General features: G+C 59.0%; 9 protein-coding genes and 2 pseudogenes. 5 read left to right on the top strand and 6 right to left on the bottom strand.

Features of this window, described 5'->3' with window-relative positions; genetic code table 11:
- Positions 1-567: 567 nt before the first annotated feature.
- Positions 568-753, bottom strand: a pseudogene (locus SE91_RS35660) (IS5/IS1182 family transposase); the annotation flags it as partial.
- Between the two features lie 104 nt (positions 754-857).
- On the opposite strand from SE91_RS35660, the gene SE91_RS26560 reads away from it, so the two are divergent.
- On the top strand, positions 858-1,583 hold the full coding sequence (locus tag SE91_RS26560) for a sulfite exporter TauE/SafE family protein (RefSeq protein ID WP_061849736.1): 726 nt from the start codon (positions 858-860) through the stop codon (positions 1,581-1,583).
- Positions 1,584-1,721: 138 nt separating this feature from the next.
- Here the strand turns inward: SE91_RS26560 and SE91_RS26555 are convergent, their stop codons facing one another.
- Positions 1,722-2,234 carry an Mpo1-like protein gene (locus SE91_RS26555; RefSeq protein WP_156489799.1) on the bottom strand — a complete coding sequence of 171 codons (513 nt, stop codon included), beginning with the start codon at positions 2,232-2,234 and terminating at the stop codon, positions 1,722-1,724.
- A gap of 859 nt (positions 2,235-3,093) precedes the next feature.
- On the opposite strand from SE91_RS26555, the gene SE91_RS26545 reads away from it, so the two are divergent.
- On the top strand, positions 3,094-5,565 hold the full coding sequence (locus SE91_RS26545; RefSeq protein WP_245318542.1) for an NEL-type E3 ubiquitin ligase domain-containing protein: 2,472 nt from the start codon (positions 3,094-3,096) through the stop codon (positions 5,563-5,565).
- Positions 5,566-6,675: 1,110 nt separating this feature from the next.
- Entirely contained in the window at positions 6,676-8,379 is a 1,704-nt protein-coding gene (locus SE91_RS26540) for an NEL-type E3 ubiquitin ligase domain-containing protein (RefSeq protein WP_061849732.1), read from the top strand.
- Between the two features lie 791 nt (positions 8,380-9,170).
- On the opposite strand, the gene SE91_RS36555 is transcribed toward SE91_RS26540, so the two are convergent.
- Positions 9,171-9,404, bottom strand: a complete 234-nt coding sequence (locus SE91_RS36555) for a hypothetical protein (RefSeq protein WP_156489798.1) — start codon at positions 9,402-9,404, stop codon at positions 9,171-9,173.
- Complete coding sequence (locus SE91_RS26535; RefSeq protein ID WP_061849731.1) at positions 9,391-10,356, bottom strand: LysR family transcriptional regulator; 966 nt, start codon at positions 10,354-10,356, stop codon at positions 9,391-9,393. Before SE91_RS26535 ends, SE91_RS36555 begins: the two co-directional genes overlap by 14 nt.
- A gap of 163 nt (positions 10,357-10,519) precedes the next feature.
- Between SE91_RS26535 and SE91_RS26530 the strand changes: the two are divergent.
- Positions 10,520-11,591: pseudogene (locus SE91_RS26530) on the top strand (aromatic ring-hydroxylating dioxygenase subunit alpha).
- Between the two features lie 8 nt (positions 11,592-11,599).
- The gene (locus SE91_RS26525; protein WP_063921321.1) at positions 11,600-12,634 is read left to right on the top strand and encodes a PDR/VanB family oxidoreductase; all 1,035 of its coding nucleotides are present in this window, start codon (positions 11,600-11,602) and stop codon (positions 12,632-12,634) included.
- 363 nt (positions 12,635-12,997) lie between these two features.
- On the opposite strand, the gene SE91_RS26520 is transcribed toward SE91_RS26525, so the two are convergent.
- Both SE91_RS26520 and SE91_RS36550 read right to left on the bottom strand, forming a co-directional pair.
- Positions 12,998-15,274 (bottom strand): T3SS effector XopP-like protein, encoded by a 2,277-nt coding sequence (locus SE91_RS26520; protein WP_061849730.1) that lies wholly within the window; start codon positions 15,272-15,274, stop codon positions 12,998-13,000.
- A 452-nt stretch (positions 15,275-15,726) separates the two neighbouring features.
- Positions 15,727-15,960 (bottom strand): hypothetical protein, encoded by a 234-nt coding sequence (locus tag SE91_RS36550; RefSeq protein WP_156489797.1) that lies wholly within the window; start codon positions 15,958-15,960, stop codon positions 15,727-15,729.
- Between the last annotated feature and the right edge of the window lie 785 nt (positions 15,961-16,745).

Genomic DNA, 16,745 nt, shown 5'->3' with positions numbered 1-16,745 from the left:
GCTTTATTCACTTTATTCGCCCCCCCGGGGGGCTAAAAATGAGACTAGGAGACTTGTGCCCAGAGGAAAGCCGCACCGATGCTGCTACCTTTTTTCCGTGATGAAGACGATTTTCTTGAAGCCGAAGCCCACACGCCGAACCCGGCTGCTTCGAGGACCGCTGTAAGCGGGGTCTTGCGGGAGATAATGTCGAGGAGCCCCTCTCGGCTATGCGGCGGGAAGTAGGTTTGGCGAGAAGGACATCGGTAGATCCTTTTTTAACAAGACTGTGCAGGGGACATGATGCGCCGCCGGGCGGTTGGGGGTGCCAAGATGGATAGGCATGTGGCTGTTGTGCCCATAGGCAGAGGCCGCGAAGACGGCATCATGCCTCCGTTTTGGTTGCCTTTCGTGCAATCTGCGCGAACTATTAGGCACTCGCATAAATACCCCAGGAGGAGGATAGCCTTAGAAGCCTGAGATGCTGGAACCTATCATTTCTGATGGGGTGCAATGCCGACACGCTGACAGCATGATGTTCTGACGTTTCTCGAAACCAGGGCGTGGACCGGATTGATGTGGCGGCAGTCAGAGCCCGATAGACGCAAGCTGAACGAAGGCAAAGTAATCGGCAGCAAGTTTATCGTAGCGCGTGGCGACGAAGCGACCTTGCTTTATCGGATTGAAGCAACGCTCGACCCGGCTCCGGGCGCGTTAGAGGTAGGGCGCAAAGCAACTCGGATCATTTCGATTGCTTTTCGGCGCTAAGTTGGCCTTGCACCTTCCTTGAGACAAGCCCTCCGACACACCGGCGAATGCATCAGTATGTGGCAGCATCCCGCATCCGCCTAATCCGGACACTTTGAAGCGCGATTACAATGCTCACAATCTTCTTTGCTACCGTTTCGCTTCTTTACGCAACAGTCGGCCAGGCGGGAGGTACAGCCTTTCTGGCGCTAATGGGGTTCTCATCATTTCCATCAACTCAGATGCGGCCGACGGCATTGTTGCTCAACATCGTTGCTGCGACGTATTCAACGTGGCTCTTCAATCGCGGCGCCTATGTTGATTGGAAAAAACTGAAACCTCTTGTAATCGCTTCGGTGCCAACCGCCTTAATTGGAGGTTTCACGGTCCTATCGCCGCGGGTTTATAATGCTATTACCGGTGTCGTCCTGCTAATCGCGGCTGCCGTCTTGTTGCTCGGTCGAGCCAAGAAAGACGTTTCAGATTGCGACGCGCCACTTTTGGGAACGATGGCAACAGGGGCTGGCATCGGCTTCGTTTCAGGCGTTACAGGTGTCGGCGGTGGCGTTTTTCTCGCCCCCATCCTAATCGCGTTGCGGTGGGCGTCGCCCAAACAGGCCGCAGCGTTATCCGCTCCCTTTATTTGGGTGAATTCCGCAATTGGACTCGTCGGCGCAGTTTATGTCGGACAATTGCCTTCACCGCAGACCTGGCAATATGCGCTAGGTGCTCTTGTCGGAGCAATGATCGGAACTACCGTTGGTCTTCGTTGGCTATCGGAGAAGACAACGCGCTACGTGCTTGTCGTTATACTCGCGGCCGCCGCTATCCAGCTTATCGCCTTTCCGACAAGATAAGATCTTTCACGTTGTTAGAGACTTCGCCGCCTTAAGCGTAGCCGGCAAATGGAGGCGAACCGACTATATAGACTTTCGCGTCAGTCAGTGAATCGGCCGGGACGGTCGACGGCTCGCGGAGCGACGTGACAAAGCCCGTCACCGGGGAGATGCTTGACGGGGCTTGCCGATGATGATGCGGAGATCGGGCCGAAAGCCGAGCGCGACAACCAACTTGGCCGTGACAAACATCGGTCCGACCAACAGATGGATGGGATGGTCGACCGCTGCCGGTCTGCGGCGCTCAAATATCAAATGTCCAATGATCAACGATGAGACGCCGATCAGAATCAGGACTGCAGTAAGCGACCACATCCCGACAGTCGTCAGATGATTGAGGATCATCGTCGCGACTGCAAGCAATGCGATCGCGACGCCTACGATCACGGCGCCAAGTTCGAAATCGAGCGCCAGCCAAAAAATCAGCGCTGGCGTGAGCGCCATGGTCGCCATGCTGATTTGAACTCCCAATACCGTTATGAACCATAGACCGAGCGGAAGATTACTGGCCAGGAACAAGGACAGGATGCCCAAGACGTGCATCGCGCAATTCCAGGGGGCGCGATGATACTCCGCGTAATCCGCGAGCAGTCGCCGGAAATATGAGTTCAAGCGGCGCTCGCCTCGCCCGTTGTGTTCGCGACCACGGCACATTTTATCGTCTAGCAAACGCAATGCTCGCCTCCGCTCGGAAACATGCCCGTTGCTTAAGCGCGGTATAACCTCACGTCAAATCTCCGAAAAACATGATATTTGACAGATTCGCATAAGCTGCTTGTCAGTTGGCGTGCAAATTTAATCCTCATAGGTGGGCGAATTGACCATTTAGCGCGGCTTGGATAGGCGCTAGCGCTCGACTCGTCGCAACTGGCCAGGTTTGCGGACAAAAGGCGAGCGCAGTTTGCGTGATCGTCGCGGCTTTGAATCCTCAGCTGTGATTTTCCGGTCTCGACGATGTCGCAGTGATCCGTCTGCCGGTCGAGCAGCGCAGTATGAGGCATCTCGGCTACGACAGGCTCAATGTGCGAGACTCTGGATGCTTACCCCCCGCAAAAGAATGCGCTTGGGTCATGGCTCTTGCATCGGAGCTATTGGTCGATGTGCAACAAAGTCGAGCTGGAGAAGTTCGCTTTTGAGGCCTCGTCGGAAGATATGGGCATGCAGAGGCGGGCATTGCGGGCGTTACGTTCCGTGAACGGGGCAAGAAAACGACATTGCGATATTTCCCAGCATGACTTTTGCCGGCGCCCAGAAGCGCGAAGGTTCTGAAGAGAGGCTCAGAAATCAGCCTCACCGCCGTATGGTCCGCCTCGGCAAGTCGAACTGCAGCTAGGGGCAGTTAGGCGGTGACGATCTCGGGAGATCTTAGAGGACAGATCCGATTATTCTCATTCCGCGTCAGCTTCTCGAAAGCTAAATCTCTTAGCGTGAACGTGTTTATCCAGGGCTTTCGATCTGCCAGGAGAATGGGATGGATCCGTTTAAAAACCTCAATCCATTCGAGGCCTCGGACATAGAGCGGACGCATGACGACGGACTGCAAACGCAGCGGGCGGATCACGCGGGTTTTCAGCAGCACCTGAACGAGTTGCATCCGCACGAACGCCAACCCTCCGATTCATATAGCCCCGGCCAGCCCTATGTTGTGTCGAACAGAGATGCAGAGCAGTTGAGCATGCCGCACGAGGATCGCGTCGGACAAAGCACCTCGCGGTCGCGGTCTGATCCACCCTCTGAGCAAGGGGGTGATCAGAATGTGCGTTTTGCGGCCGCGGATCTCGGTCGCCATTTGCGGGGCAGTTGCAGCCTGACAGATTGCCGGCAGGGCATGGATGCAGCTGCCGATTGGCCGACGGATAGTGTCGATCAGGAGGAGTATTCGTGGGCTGAGGCCGATGATGTGGTGTCGGAGTGGCCAACGACACCCGCAATTGCTTGGGGGCGCAGCCTCAAGGCATCGACCCTTAGCCGACAGCCCCGGCCGGACGATGGCAATACTTCAACAGGAGGCGGCCGGTTCCCCCTCGCGCCGGCCCCGGCGCAGTGGACCGACGGCTTGCACGGCACGGGCGCTTCCACATCTAGCTCTGCCAGCAATCTGACAAACCTTGAAGTCCCCGTCCTCAGGGAAGCGCGGCTTGAGCAGATCCTGGACAGTTGGGCTGGCGAACCGGGGCAGGCGGAAAACGAGAACCGGCACGAGGCCGCAAGACGAATAAGAGCCTGGGTAGAAGCCGGAGACGTCTATGCACGGCTGGAGCTGCCACGCCTGGGCCTGACGACATTGCCCGCCGCATTTCCGCCCGGCCTCCAGTCGCTCGATGTGAGCGACAACGACTTGGTGCACCTGCCCGACACGCTCCCGGCCGGACTCCGGGCGCTCGGCGCCAGCGACAACCGCTTGACCAGCCTGCCTGATATGCTTCCGATCGGACTCCAGTCACTGGAAATCGGCGGCAATCTGCTGAGCAGACTGCCCGAAACTCTTCCGGAGAATCTCTGGACGCTCGGTGTCTGCAGCTGCCGGCTGACCAGCCTGCCGGACACACTGCCGGCGGGGCTCCAGAACCTTGATGTCCGCGGCAACCTGCTGACCAGCCTGCCCAACACACTCCCGACCGGACTTCAGACACTTGCCGTTGGCGGCAACCAGCTGACTAGCCTACCCGAGAGTCTGCCGCCCGACCTTCAGGAGCTCGAAGCCGACGGCAACCGGCTGACCAGCCTGCCCAACGCCCTTCCCGGCGATCTCCCGTTGCTCTTCGCCCGCGACAACGACCTGACCAGCCTGCCCGACAGCCTCCCGCCTGAGCTTCAGAGACTCCACGTCGGAGGCAACCGGCTGACGAGCTTGCCTGAGAACCTTCCGGCCGAGCTCCAGGTGCTCGAGGTACGAGGCAACCGGCTGACTAGCCTGCCGGAGACGCTGCTAACCCAGCTGGGTTCTGAGTGCATCGTGTATGTAGAGGATAACCCGCTGTCCGCGCGGGTGCGGACGAATTTGGCAGCAGCCCTGAATGCCCTCGGCTATAGCGGTCCGCGAGTGTTCTTCTCGATGAGTGAGGGAACGGCGGGCGATTCAGCGCGACCCCTGAGCGAGGCGGTAGCGGACTGGATGGAGGGCGAGCCGGACATGATCGCTGCATGGCGGAACTTCGCCGGCGAAGCGGGCGCATCGGAATATGCGCTTTTCCTCGACAGGCTGCGTAGCACCGTGAATAGCGGCAATCCGGAATTTGGAAAAGCAGTGGCCGATGATCTGCGGCAAGCAGCGTCCAGGCCGGGGTTGCGTCAGCAATATTTCCAGCTGGCGTTTGGGGCGAGCGAGACCTGCGAAGATCGCATCACGCTGACCTGGAACGGCATGCAAATCGCACGCATGAACGCTGATGTCGAGGAGGGGGCCTATGACAACCGTCTCGGCGAGCTCGTCGACCAGGCGCGGGTCCTGTTCCGCCTGGGCGCGCTCGAGCCCATCGCTCGTCAGAAGGTCGGTTCACTCCAATTCGTCGACGAGATAGAGGTTTATCTTGCGTATCAGGTCAAGCTACGCGAGCGGCTGGACCTGCAGCTCATTGCTCCGGACATGCGGTTCTTTGATGTCTCCTACGTCACTGAGCACGACCTCACCGCGGCCGAGACCCAGGTTCGGAATGAGGAGGCGGCAGGATTCGCCGATTATCTGGCAACTCGCTGGCAACCATGGGAGACGGTGGTGAGCCGGATCGCCCCCGAAGCCCACGCACAGATGCAGGACCGGCTGATCGCGGCGATGGACGAGGATTTCCGGAGTCGGCTCGAGCAACGGCTCGCCGATCACGACCTGACCGGAAACAGCGATGCCGAGTTGCAGTTCGGAGCAAAGATCCGCGACGAGATCGCTTGCGAGATTAAAGGCGAGCTGATGCGCGAGGTGCTCAGGGACCACGGCGTTGAGCTGTGAAGCGGCCATCCTATTGCGAGGGACGTCAATCTCTTCCCACTCAGCCCTCGCTACGCCATGGTGGTTTTCGATATGTCGGCGCGCAAATGGAACGTTTGTTAAAGACTCGGCGACAGGATCTAAGTGCAGGGGCGCGATCGATCTTCTCGAGGGATTGCAACGGACCATGCGCAGCAGCAGAGCAACTGCAATCCATCGCTCTCGCAGCGACCGATACTTTTGCTGCACAAATTGCCCCTTGCCAATTAAGCTATCCATATTGGCGAAAGACGCGGACCGATCGACTGGCTCATGACTCAAGAGGTGTATCTGCCTTGTACATCGTGACGAGCACCTCAGGGTGTCGATTCGGAAGTCGAAAAATGCTATCGTTTTGAGGATGGGCAGTCCGGCCGAGCGTCGCATTCGACGGCAAAAATCTCAGCAACCGCAGCGGACCGATCTTCGACGAATAAAGTCGAACTGAGGTGCCCCTTCACCTGAAGTTCCGCGGGCATCGTCGAGTTGGCCGGCGCCGATCCCAGGCTACTCGCAGTTGATATCGCGCTGCGACGCCAACAAGCGGCCGCAAGATGCACCCCAGCGAACTCCTTCGCATCGATGCCGATCGCAAACTACAATGGCATCGTGTCACCGCGTAAGATCATCAAGCCTGAAAGGTAGGCCGGCATTGAATGGATCAGTTGGCGATGATCGGGCCGACTTTGTATAACACTTTAGGTTTGCCATAGCACGCTGAAACAAGCTGTTCGACCAATCAATGCCGAGCTCAGGCCCCGCGCAGGGCACGAGCAAAGCGTGACGTTGAGACTTCTTGCCCGATCCTGACGAGCAGGGAAGCTATACGCCACCTTGCCATCGAAGCGCACCAAATTCGCCGAACGTCGGCTGCGGGCATGCGCTGCCAACTAAACTGGCGGTTCGAACCTTCCTTTGACGGTGGCTTGGCTTTAGTTGGGCATGACGCCGCAGCTTCGAAAGACCAATATGGTTTCCATCGCCGTATCACTAGCGAGACCCGTCAGCTCGTCGAAAGCTAAACCCCTCAGAACAGGAGAGACTGTCTACCGAAACTGACACGCTGATTTGACCGAAGGAGAACGAGCATTGATGAACACAGGGCGGGCCGAGTCGAGCGCTGGTACTCCTTCAGAACAAAGCCACCGGCAAGGTTGCCTGTGCGGTCTCACTCAGGCGGCGGCTGAGTGGGTCCAAGCCTTGACTGGAGCGCGGGAGTCCGCTCGTTCGCAGGAGTCGCAGGATCAAATCCTGGACGCTTGGGCTGGCGATGTGAATCAGGGGCTGAACGAGAACCGGCAAGAGGCGGTAAGGCGAGTGCGAGCTTGGCGACATAACGCCAATGCCTCTACGCCGCTGCCGCTGAATCTGTCGTCGCTGTCCCTAACAACCTTGCCCGCCCTTCCGGTGCAGGTCCAGCAGCTGGACGCCAGCGGCAACCAGTTGACCCATTTGCCCGCGACTCTTCCGCCTGCGCTCTGGGATCTGAACGCCAACGAGAATCGGCTGACCAACCTTCCCGAAACGCTCCCGGCTGGACTGCAGCAGCTCAGCGTCAACGGCAATCTACTAACGGCCCTGCCTGATACACTCCCGCCTAGGCTCCTGCGGCTCTACGCCAGTGTCAATCTGCTGACCCATCTGCCCAATACGCTCCCGGCTGGGCTGCTTCGGCTCTACGTCGCCAACAACCATCTGACCCGTCTGCCTGATGCCCTTCCGGCAGGGCTCCGGCAACTCCGGGTCGAAGGCAACGGGCTGACAAGCCTGCCGGAGACGCTGCTAACCCAGCTAGGCTCTGCGTGTAGGATTGAACTGGCGGGTAACCCGCTATCCGAGGGGGTGCGGACAAATCTGGCGGCAGCCCTGAATGCCCCGGGCTACAGCGGTCCCCGGGTCTTCTTCTCGATGAATGAGGGAATCGCGAGCACTCCAGCACGACCCCTGACGGAGGTAGCAGCGAACAGGATGGAGGGCGAGCCCGAGGCGATCGCCGCCTTGCAGAAATTCGCTAATGAGCCGGGGGCGCGGGAATATATGCGTTTCCTCAACAGGCTGCGAGAGACTGTGAGTTATAGGCATCTGGAATTCCGAAACACAGTATTGGATGATTTGCGGCAAGCCGCGATCAGGCCGAGGTTGCGCCAGCAGTATTTCCAGCTGGCGTTTGGGGCGAGCGAGACCTGCGAAGATCGCATCACCCTGACCTGGAACGGCATGCAAATCGCACGCCTAAACGCTGATGTCGAGGCGGGGGCCTATGACCATCGTCTCGGCGAGCTCGTCCCCCAGGCGCGGGTCATGTTCCGGCTGGGCGCACTCGAGCGGATTGCTCGTCAGAAAGCCGGCTCGCTCCAATTCGTCGATGAGGTCGAAGTCTATCTCGCCTATCAGGTCAAGCTACGCGAGCGCCTGGATCTGCGGGTGATGGCTCCGAAGATGCGGTTCTTTGATGTCTCCTACGTCACCGAGCACGACCTCAACACGGCCGAGAAGCAGGTGCGGAATGAGGAGGCGGCGGATTTCGCCGACTATCTAGCAACCCGCTGGCAACCTTGGGAGACGGTCGTGAGGCGGATCGCCCCCGAAGCCCATGCACAAATGCAGGACCGGCTGATCGAGGCGATGGACGAGGATTTCCAGAGTCGCCTTAAGCAACGGCTCGCCGATCATGACCTGACCGGAAACAGCGATGCCGAGTTGCAGTTCGGAGCAAAGATCCGCGACGAGATCGCCTGCGAGATTAAAGGCGAGCTGATGCGCCAAGTGCTCAGGGACCACGGCGTTGAGCTATGAAGCAGCCATTCCTTTGTGAGGGACTGCCAAAAAGCTTGAATGAGGGCTCGCCATCGCCTTTTAGATTGTTTGCGCATGATCTTTCCGGAAAACCCTTCTTTTCTGGACCCACTCTAAGAGGCGATGCGCGATGGCGTTGAGTCCTCAGCGTTTGCATCGAGCACTCCCGCCACCCTGATTTTGTCACGCGGGATATTATTCCCCGTTCGCATTGGCTTGGCTATAGTGCTTCTGCCTCACCGGTGTCCTCAGTTGGGGAGTCTAAAGCGCGCTTAGATTCGGATGTCGTTGTTGTTCGAGCACGATTTTCTTGGAGAATTTTAGACGAGACGGCGCCGACGCTTGATGCCGATCTGAAGCGCCATGCGTCATCGATCTTACGGCAGAACGTCAAAATGATCACCACGAGACACCAGAGGCGGTCGTCAAGCGATGTGTCGTCTCATCCGACTTCGCCAACTGGCGGACTTCGTTGTCGAACCTGCGTTGTTGCTTGCAGATCTGCTCATGGATTAGCAAAATAGGCTCGATCACACTGAGAAGCTGATGATCCTCACCCAAAGCTCGCGTAACAGATTGCGAAACTGTGGTCCTATCTTGCCTGGAAACAGCAAGCCATTTGATCAAGCGTTCGGACTTGGTTCTCGATAGATCGACGAATGGTCACGAGCCGAATCTCGCGACAGCATAGCTCGGATACTCTCATTTTCCTCGCTCTTGACCTTGACCTCACAATACGGGCCGTCACGGACCAGCTCGGCGAGCCCTCGCGCCAATCTGATCGCTTTTGTTCACGCCTGCAGACAAAGCCGCGTGCGGATGTCGCGCGTCGATGCAAACCACCGGAGGATCGACCCGATGAGTTTCATGCCTCCGCCTCCTTTTATAGGACGGCCGCCAGAAATGGCACCGTCGTGCCGATCGTCGAAGCCGGCGGAGCTAAAAGAAAACGGGAAGGTCCGTGCGAAATCCAGCCGGAGAAGAGAAAATGCCTGCCGACGGTCCGGAAATTCAAACTCGGGCATTGACGTTGCCCCGGCTGCGCCGCGAAGGCGCGGTGGGTGCGGTTTTGTACGGCAGAGTGCCGGCAATTCGGGCCATAAGTTGCCGCAGCCACTGATGGGCAGCGGAATGATGCGTCCGGGACGTCCAGGTCATGCCGATTTGAAACGGTTCGGGGAAAGGACACGGCGTTGCCACGACGGATTTGGCGATGTTCGAACCGATGCGGCTTGGCACGGTCGAGACCAGATCCGAGCCGGGGAGAATGTGGGTTAGATCGGAGATGCTCGGCACCGTGACCACCTGGTTGAGCGACAGGCCGCGTTCATCGAGCCTTCGGAGGTAGCCTGAGCGCCAGGTTCCTCCATAGGTTACGGCGGCGTGGTTCGTTTTGACATAGTCGTCGACGCGCAACTTCCGGCCGGCGAGCAGATGGCCCTTGTGCATAACGCACACATAATGGTCATCCAGCAGATGGCGATGATAGAAATTTTCCTCCTGCACCTCATAGGGGCCAATGAGAAGATCGGCTTCGCCGCGTTTGAGATACGCCATCCCTTTCGCGCGCGCCGTCTTGATGTCCAGCAGCAGGCGCGGCGCCCGGCGTCTGATTTCTGCGATGGTACGCGGCAGAATGATTGAGCGTTCGTAATAGTTGCAGGCGATCGTGATTTGCCCGGACGCGCTTGCGGGATCGAAATCCGTCGGCCGCATTAGACCCTCGAAGCCTTCGAGCAGGCGGCTGGCACACTCAACGATCTCGACACATCGAGGCGTTGGTGCGATCCCGCCATGCTGGCGCACGAACAGCTTGTCGTGAAACGCCGCGCGCAGCCGGTCCATCGTATAACTAATCGTCGATTGGTTCGTACCGAGCACTTCAGCGGCCTTCGAAAACGAGCCCAGTTCCGAGACCAGGCGCAAAGTGCGGATCGCAGCAAAATCAATCGCAAGTGGATCCCAATCCTTTGCCATCGCCTGAAGTCCCTCGTCGCGAAATCACACCACCCTATCGAAAGAGTAGATAACGGTTATCAACTCTGTCCGATTGTCCGATCTCTATTGCCAACGCAATCTGCTCGAAAATGGGAGTTAAAGCGGCAGGCCCGCGGCCATCGCCTCAACCATGGAGAAGCCCATGAACGCACCCAAAACCTTTCCGCTCAATGCCTGGTACGCGGCTGCATGGTCACATGAGATCGCCCCCGAGCTGTCCGCCCGCACAATTTGCGGCAAGGACGTCGTGCTTTACCGCCGCACTGATGGCCTTGTCGCGGCTTTGGAGGATGCCTGTTGGCACCGGCTGCTGCCGCTGTCGCTCGGACATCTCAAGGGCGACGACGTCATGTGTGGCTATCACGGGCTGGTGTTCAATTCGGCCGGCCGCTGCTCCTACATGCCCGCGCAGAAAACGATCAATCCGTCAGCCTGCGTGCGTACCTATCCGGTGGCTGAGCGGCATCGTCTGGTCTGGCTGTGGCCTGGCGATCCAGCGCTGGCGGACCCCGCCAAAATTCCAGATTTTCATTGGAACGATGGCACAGAATGGATCGGCGACGGCGGCACGTTCTATCAGCTGAAATGCGACTATCGCCTGGTTGTGGACAACCTGATGGACCTCACGCACGAGACCTATGTGCATGCCGGACATCGGCGACGAGGCCATCACGGCCGCGCCCTTCGATGTGACCCACACCGATAACACAGCGACAATGACGCGCTGGATGATCGACATCGATCCGCCCCCTTTCTGGGGCCGCCAGCTTGCACGCCCGGGCCGTGTTGATCGCTGGCAGATCGTGACTTTCCAGGCGCCTTCGATCGTCGTCGGCGACGTCGGCGTGGCGCTGACAAATACAGGCGCGCCGCAAGGCGACCGCTCGCACGGGGTCAGCGGCGCATTCTTAGCGGCGATCTCGCCCGAAACGGAGACGACCTGCCACTACTTCTGGAACTTTGTCAGGAATTATCGCAAGGATGACGCGCAGCTGACGAGCGAGCTCCAGCTTGCCCACGTTAATGGCGGGGCAGGGGTCTACGATCAGGATCATCGAGTCTTGGAGGCGCAGCAGGCTGCTATCGACAAGAACCCGCGTTCTCCCTTTTACGATCTCAACATCGATGCAGGCGCGCTCTGGGCACGGCGGCTGATCGACCGGGTGATGGCTAACGAGCATGCTCCCGTGATCGCTGACGTTGCGGCCGAGTGAGTGAAGTCATGGCCAAGCCGACCGAACCGATTAGCGCATGCCTTCGCGCCACGCGCGATCTCACTCCTGACGTCCGTCTCTTCGAGATTGAGCCGGACAGCCCATTAGTCAATGTAGGGCCTGGCAGTCACATTGACGTCCTCGTGCCGACCGACGGGCGACCGCAGCTTCGTAGCTATTCATTGGCAGGATCTTGTGCGGACGGACTCTATCGCATCGCCGTCAAGAGGCTCGCGTCGAGTCGGGGCGGGTCTATCGGCATGTGGCGCCTCAAGGCGGGCGAACGGCTCACGATTTTTAAGCCAAAAAATAGCTTCGAATTGAGCTACGATCGGCCGGACTACCTGCTGCTGGCCGGCGGGATCGGCATCACACCGATCTACACGATGGCGCTGGCGCTGAAGCAAGCGGGAGCGAACTTCCGCCTGCTCTATGCCGCACGGAGCCGTCGCGACCTCGCCTTCGCGGACGAGCTTGCCACTTCCATCGGGGAACGCCTTCAGCTCTTCGTCAGTGAAGAGGGACAGCGGATCGACATCGGCGGCGAGATAGCCCAACTAGACGCGCGCGGTGAGCTCTATGTGTGTGGCCCGTTCGGCATGTTGGAGGCGGCCAAACAGCTTTGGAGCCAATCGGGCAGGCCCGCTGCGCACCTCCGCTACGAGACGTTCGGCAATGCCGGTCGCCTCGCGGGCGCCCCGTTCAAGATCAGGGTTCCCCGATTGGGCCTGGAAATTGACGTACCTGTAAATCGCTCCATGCTGGAGGCGCTTGAAGATGCCGGCGTCGACATGATCTTTGGCTGTCGGCGCGGAGAATGCGGTCTTTGCGTGCTGCCGATCCTGGCGGCGTCGGCTGAGGTCGATCATCGTGACGTGTTTTTCGGTATTGAAGAGCGGGCGATGAACAGCAGAATCTGCACCTGCGTGTCGCGCGCGGCGAGCGGCTTTCTAACCATCGATACACCTGATCGAACGCCAAACCAGCGTCTTTCCCAACGTCTCTCGGTGCAGGCCGGAGGGCTACATAAGATCCGCGAATAACCCTGCTCGATCAGCACCGGCCCGGGCTACGCGGGCCGTGAGAGGCCCCTCGTCATATCGGCAAGGCACAGGCGACGGCGATTTCCCTCGTCCCGACCGGGTCCCGCCAGATCGAGCGAAGCCGCGCGCGTGCCAGGTGATTCCGGCAATCGTTATTGGCCGTTTGGCTATCCGCACCCGCGCTGAAGCTGGTTCTGGAGCTGTCCCGCGAGACCTGGCCATGATTTACGAGCCGCGAAAGTACTTCCTCTCTGAAGCTTTCGGGCTACCGACTGCTGTATGACCCTGACTACGCCCACTGGCTCCCGATTTCGTCGGCCTGACTAATGGTGTCACCACATTTCAATACTCGATCGCGTGCCCCTAGAGCTCAAGTCGAGCGGCCTGCGTCGACAGTTGGTCCGCCTCGGCAAGCCGATAGTGTAGGACGTCGCTATGCACTGTGCTCAACAAGGACTTGCAGAATGCAGGCGTGAGCTTGCCGCGGTGAACCACGACGTCTTCGCGACCTGTCGCAGCCCGGGCGTTCTGCCACTGCCGATTGTAGCCGCGTTGTGCATTTGACTTGACGTGGCAAGCGGCGAATTCGGCGTCATCCAGCGTCGTCAACTGCCACACGTGTATCGGCCGCTTCGTATGGATGTGCACCCACATCGGGCTCGGCATTGCACCATTGCGCAGCGCCTTGGGTTGCAGCTTGACCTCGAACAGCACCCCTGGCTCACCCTTTAACGCGCGCGGTAAACCGGCAGGCGTCAACTCCTCGGCCGCGCGCAACTGTTCAAGGTAGTTCTGCGACGGATAGGCATACGTCTTCATGCAATCGACCGCCATCGTGTCCCTTCGCTCGTTCAAAGCCGTCCCCAGCCCCTGCGCCTCGGACCGCAGCATCTTGAGCCGGACGATTTTGTCGTGCACTTCGCGCACTTGTGCAGGCGTGAGTAGGACACGTCGACGAGGCTCCTCCAACGCAGCTACACAGGCCTGCATCTCGGCTACCTGGGTCTTCAGGCGCCCGATCGCAGTATCCACGACATGTTCGGCGTCCTCGGGCTTCATGTGGCGGGCTTGCGAGGCGGCCCTTTGCTGACCAGGCAGATCGAATTGCAAAAGTTCGTCCAACCGCTTGAGGAGCCCCGTCAGTGCTTCCATCGACGGCGGGGCCTGCCAGATCGCCAAGTGCGCCGTCTCCGACGATGACGCCCTCGCATGCGCCTCCTCCGCGGTCACGAGCCTCTTCGTACCGAATTCCGAGAGCACGACAACTTTGGCTGCTGGCGCCGCGGCGTTGGCGTCCATAGCGACATGCGCCTGGGTCTGCCCAGGCGCCGAGCTCCCAGCGCCAGCGGACCGCGTGCTCTTGCCTTTCCCCTTTCTCCGCGGTCTAGCGCCTTCGGCGGCTACAGCCTCGCCGATAGTGCTGGCGGGCATCGCAGCCCGAGGGTCGGTCGGCGGCACAATGACCGCTGACGCTTTCGGCTGCAGTGACAGGAAGCGCATGACCTCCTGCGCAGTAACCCACGCACCTTCCACTATCTGGCCTGACAGTTCCAATGGGAGGTTGGCTGTCCCAGTATCGCTTAGGTTTGCAACGATGTTGTGCCACGCCAGCCCAAGTTCCGAAAGGCGCTCCATAACTCCTTTCAAAACGGCGCAGTGCGCTGCGTCGAGTGCACGTCCGTTGCTGTTTAGAACAGCATCGCTCGTAGAGTTGAATGCCGGGAAAACGTCATCGATGAACGTTCCTAGCAGACGCACCCGCCCGTTCTCATCCATGAGGGCTTCCCTCGTGGCTGGCTCGAATGTGCTCATCTGTGGCTCAATCATGATTCGCAAGAGCGCGATCTGCGATTGCAAATGCAGGCACTTCATATTCAGTGCCCAGCCGGTGTGCAGCCGCAGGTCGGCCTCTTCGGCTTGCCGCATCTCAGCCGTGGTACTTGGTAAATTGTAAGTGGCGGTGCAGACGGACTGCATTCTTTCCAAGCGCAATGCCTTCTTTCCCCACCACTCCATACAGGCCGTATAACGGTTTGCTACGCTGGAGATCGCTCGACTCAGCTGGTCGAAGGGAGCGCTCGATTGGACCATCCGATCGAGCACAGTGGCCGCACTCTTCCTGCTCTGCTCCAGGGCGTAGATGGTCGGGGTCGCTAGTAGGTTGCATTGGTTCCCCGCATGGAGCACCTCGTCTCGGAGACGGCGAGCCTGATCGTCGGAGAGAATGCTAGGCGCCTCATGCTGGGGTAGCCTCGCGTAGTACTCCAGAACGTTTGAGCCTGCCTTGATGAGCTGGTCAATCAGTTCTTGTGCCACCAACGCGTTCGGCGCCGGCTGCACGGCCGCATTGCGGCAAGTAACAAGTTCTGCCAGCAGCCTGTCCATTTGGCGCTTCGCTGCCTTGATCTCGTCGCCGGTCCAAGGAATGGGGCCCGCCACATCCGAAGTTTGCAGCTGGCTTGCGACCGGCCCCGCTCCATCTTGAGCCCCAGAGCGCATCCGCTCCACGACGGAATTGAACAATTGGCTGCCCTCAGCATGGGCGAGACTTGATTCCGAGCGCGAACTGCTCGATCTCCACGTGCTATCAGCTCCAGTAGCCTCAACGTGCGCTTTACCAGGTCCGCCAATGCCCGTCATATTCCACCTCCGATCCAGGGAGAATGCGAAGCGAATTTAGATAGACCGCCTGGCTGACGATTAGCTGACGAACGGCGTTGCCGCGGATGCACTAAGGAAATCGGAATTGCGGGGCTTCCACTTCCATGAAAGATGGCGTGTGTTTTTCCGCCTTCCAGACACGCCTTCTCTTCGCAAGCGCCACTTCAATGTTCTGACCATCCTCCGCACAGGTCAGCACGGTCCGGGTTCTCAGAGCCTGCGCCTTTCTGCCGCATCATAAGCGACCTCAGTTCGGCATGCTCATCATTGCTCAATAGGGGAGCAAGTTGCTGGACCGCCATCGGAGACTCCGTCGCTGTTTGCCCCATCCTTGGCACAGCAACGCGAATCTACTGCGAATCTATGATTGCGACCTTGCCTAGCTCAAAAGCGCTGCAACGGCAGCAACGTTTTGCGCAACGGTTGCCCAGTCACCTGCTCGCCTCTATGGCGTCCAGCATCTCTTGATGGCTGTCGAGAAAGCCTGCGAACACATCGATGATGAATTTGGATGTCGGAGTGAGCCATTGGTGTCGAGATCGAAGCGCCAGCGCTATGCGGCAGGATGATGGCGTTTCCGCAAAGAAACGCGAGAGCTGCTTCTTTAAAGCTGCTGCGCTCGGTCCAGGATAGGCCTCACGATAGTCGCTGGGGATGCGTTCCATCGGATGAATACGAAAGAGCGAGGCCGCTCCAGTCACGCACAGCGGCACGCGCCGGGTGGAGATGTCGGCTTCTTTGCTGCAAGAGTCCGTGTAATCGAGACATACTCATGTAAATCGAATCCCATCGAAAGCTGGATGCCTTTCTGGACAGCGACATCATCAACGCTCGAAGGAAGCGCGAAATGTGCAAAGGGTCAATAACGCTTGTCATTGCCGTGCCTTGGTCCTCTGGTGACGATTCGCATCCAAGCTTACGGAGTGAATCGCTAACTGATGGTACAGCATTGGCGACCGATCGAAACACTACCTGCTCTGGTGAGCACGCTGGATTCGCCATCTCAAGAAGCGGTGTCACGGTGTGCGAGCGTCCAACCACACCACAGCATTATTGAACGCTGGGGGCGGCGATGGCTAGGCTCAGCTGCCGGGCCAGTCCGACGGCAGCCATTGAAAGAATCCAGCGCCCGCGATGTCATCGAGCTAATGAAGACTGGCGCCATTCCTCGGACGCCGAAATCGCGCTTTTTGATTCGTATCTGTGGCATCAAACGTGAGCGGAGTGTCATAGGGTCACAGAACGAAGTGCGGCTCGCCGCAATCGCCGAAGGTGCGGGCGAGCAGTCTGCCTCAACCGGCTCCGACGGTCGAGCGACGTGAGAAACACCCTCTGCCGCAATGTCTGGGCTTGTTTCCTTTACCAGGGTGTCCACGCTCTCATCGATAAAGCTCCTGAGAAAGCGGCGTCCTTTCGTTGCCTGGATCAGGCTGTGCCGGTCTCGTTTGAT

Origin of the sequence: Bradyrhizobium sp. DOA1 (assembly GCF_001593325.1) — a bacterium.
GTDB lineage: Bacteria > Pseudomonadota > Alphaproteobacteria > Rhizobiales > Xanthobacteraceae > Bradyrhizobium.
This window is presented reverse-complemented; position numbering and strand designations above follow the sequence as displayed.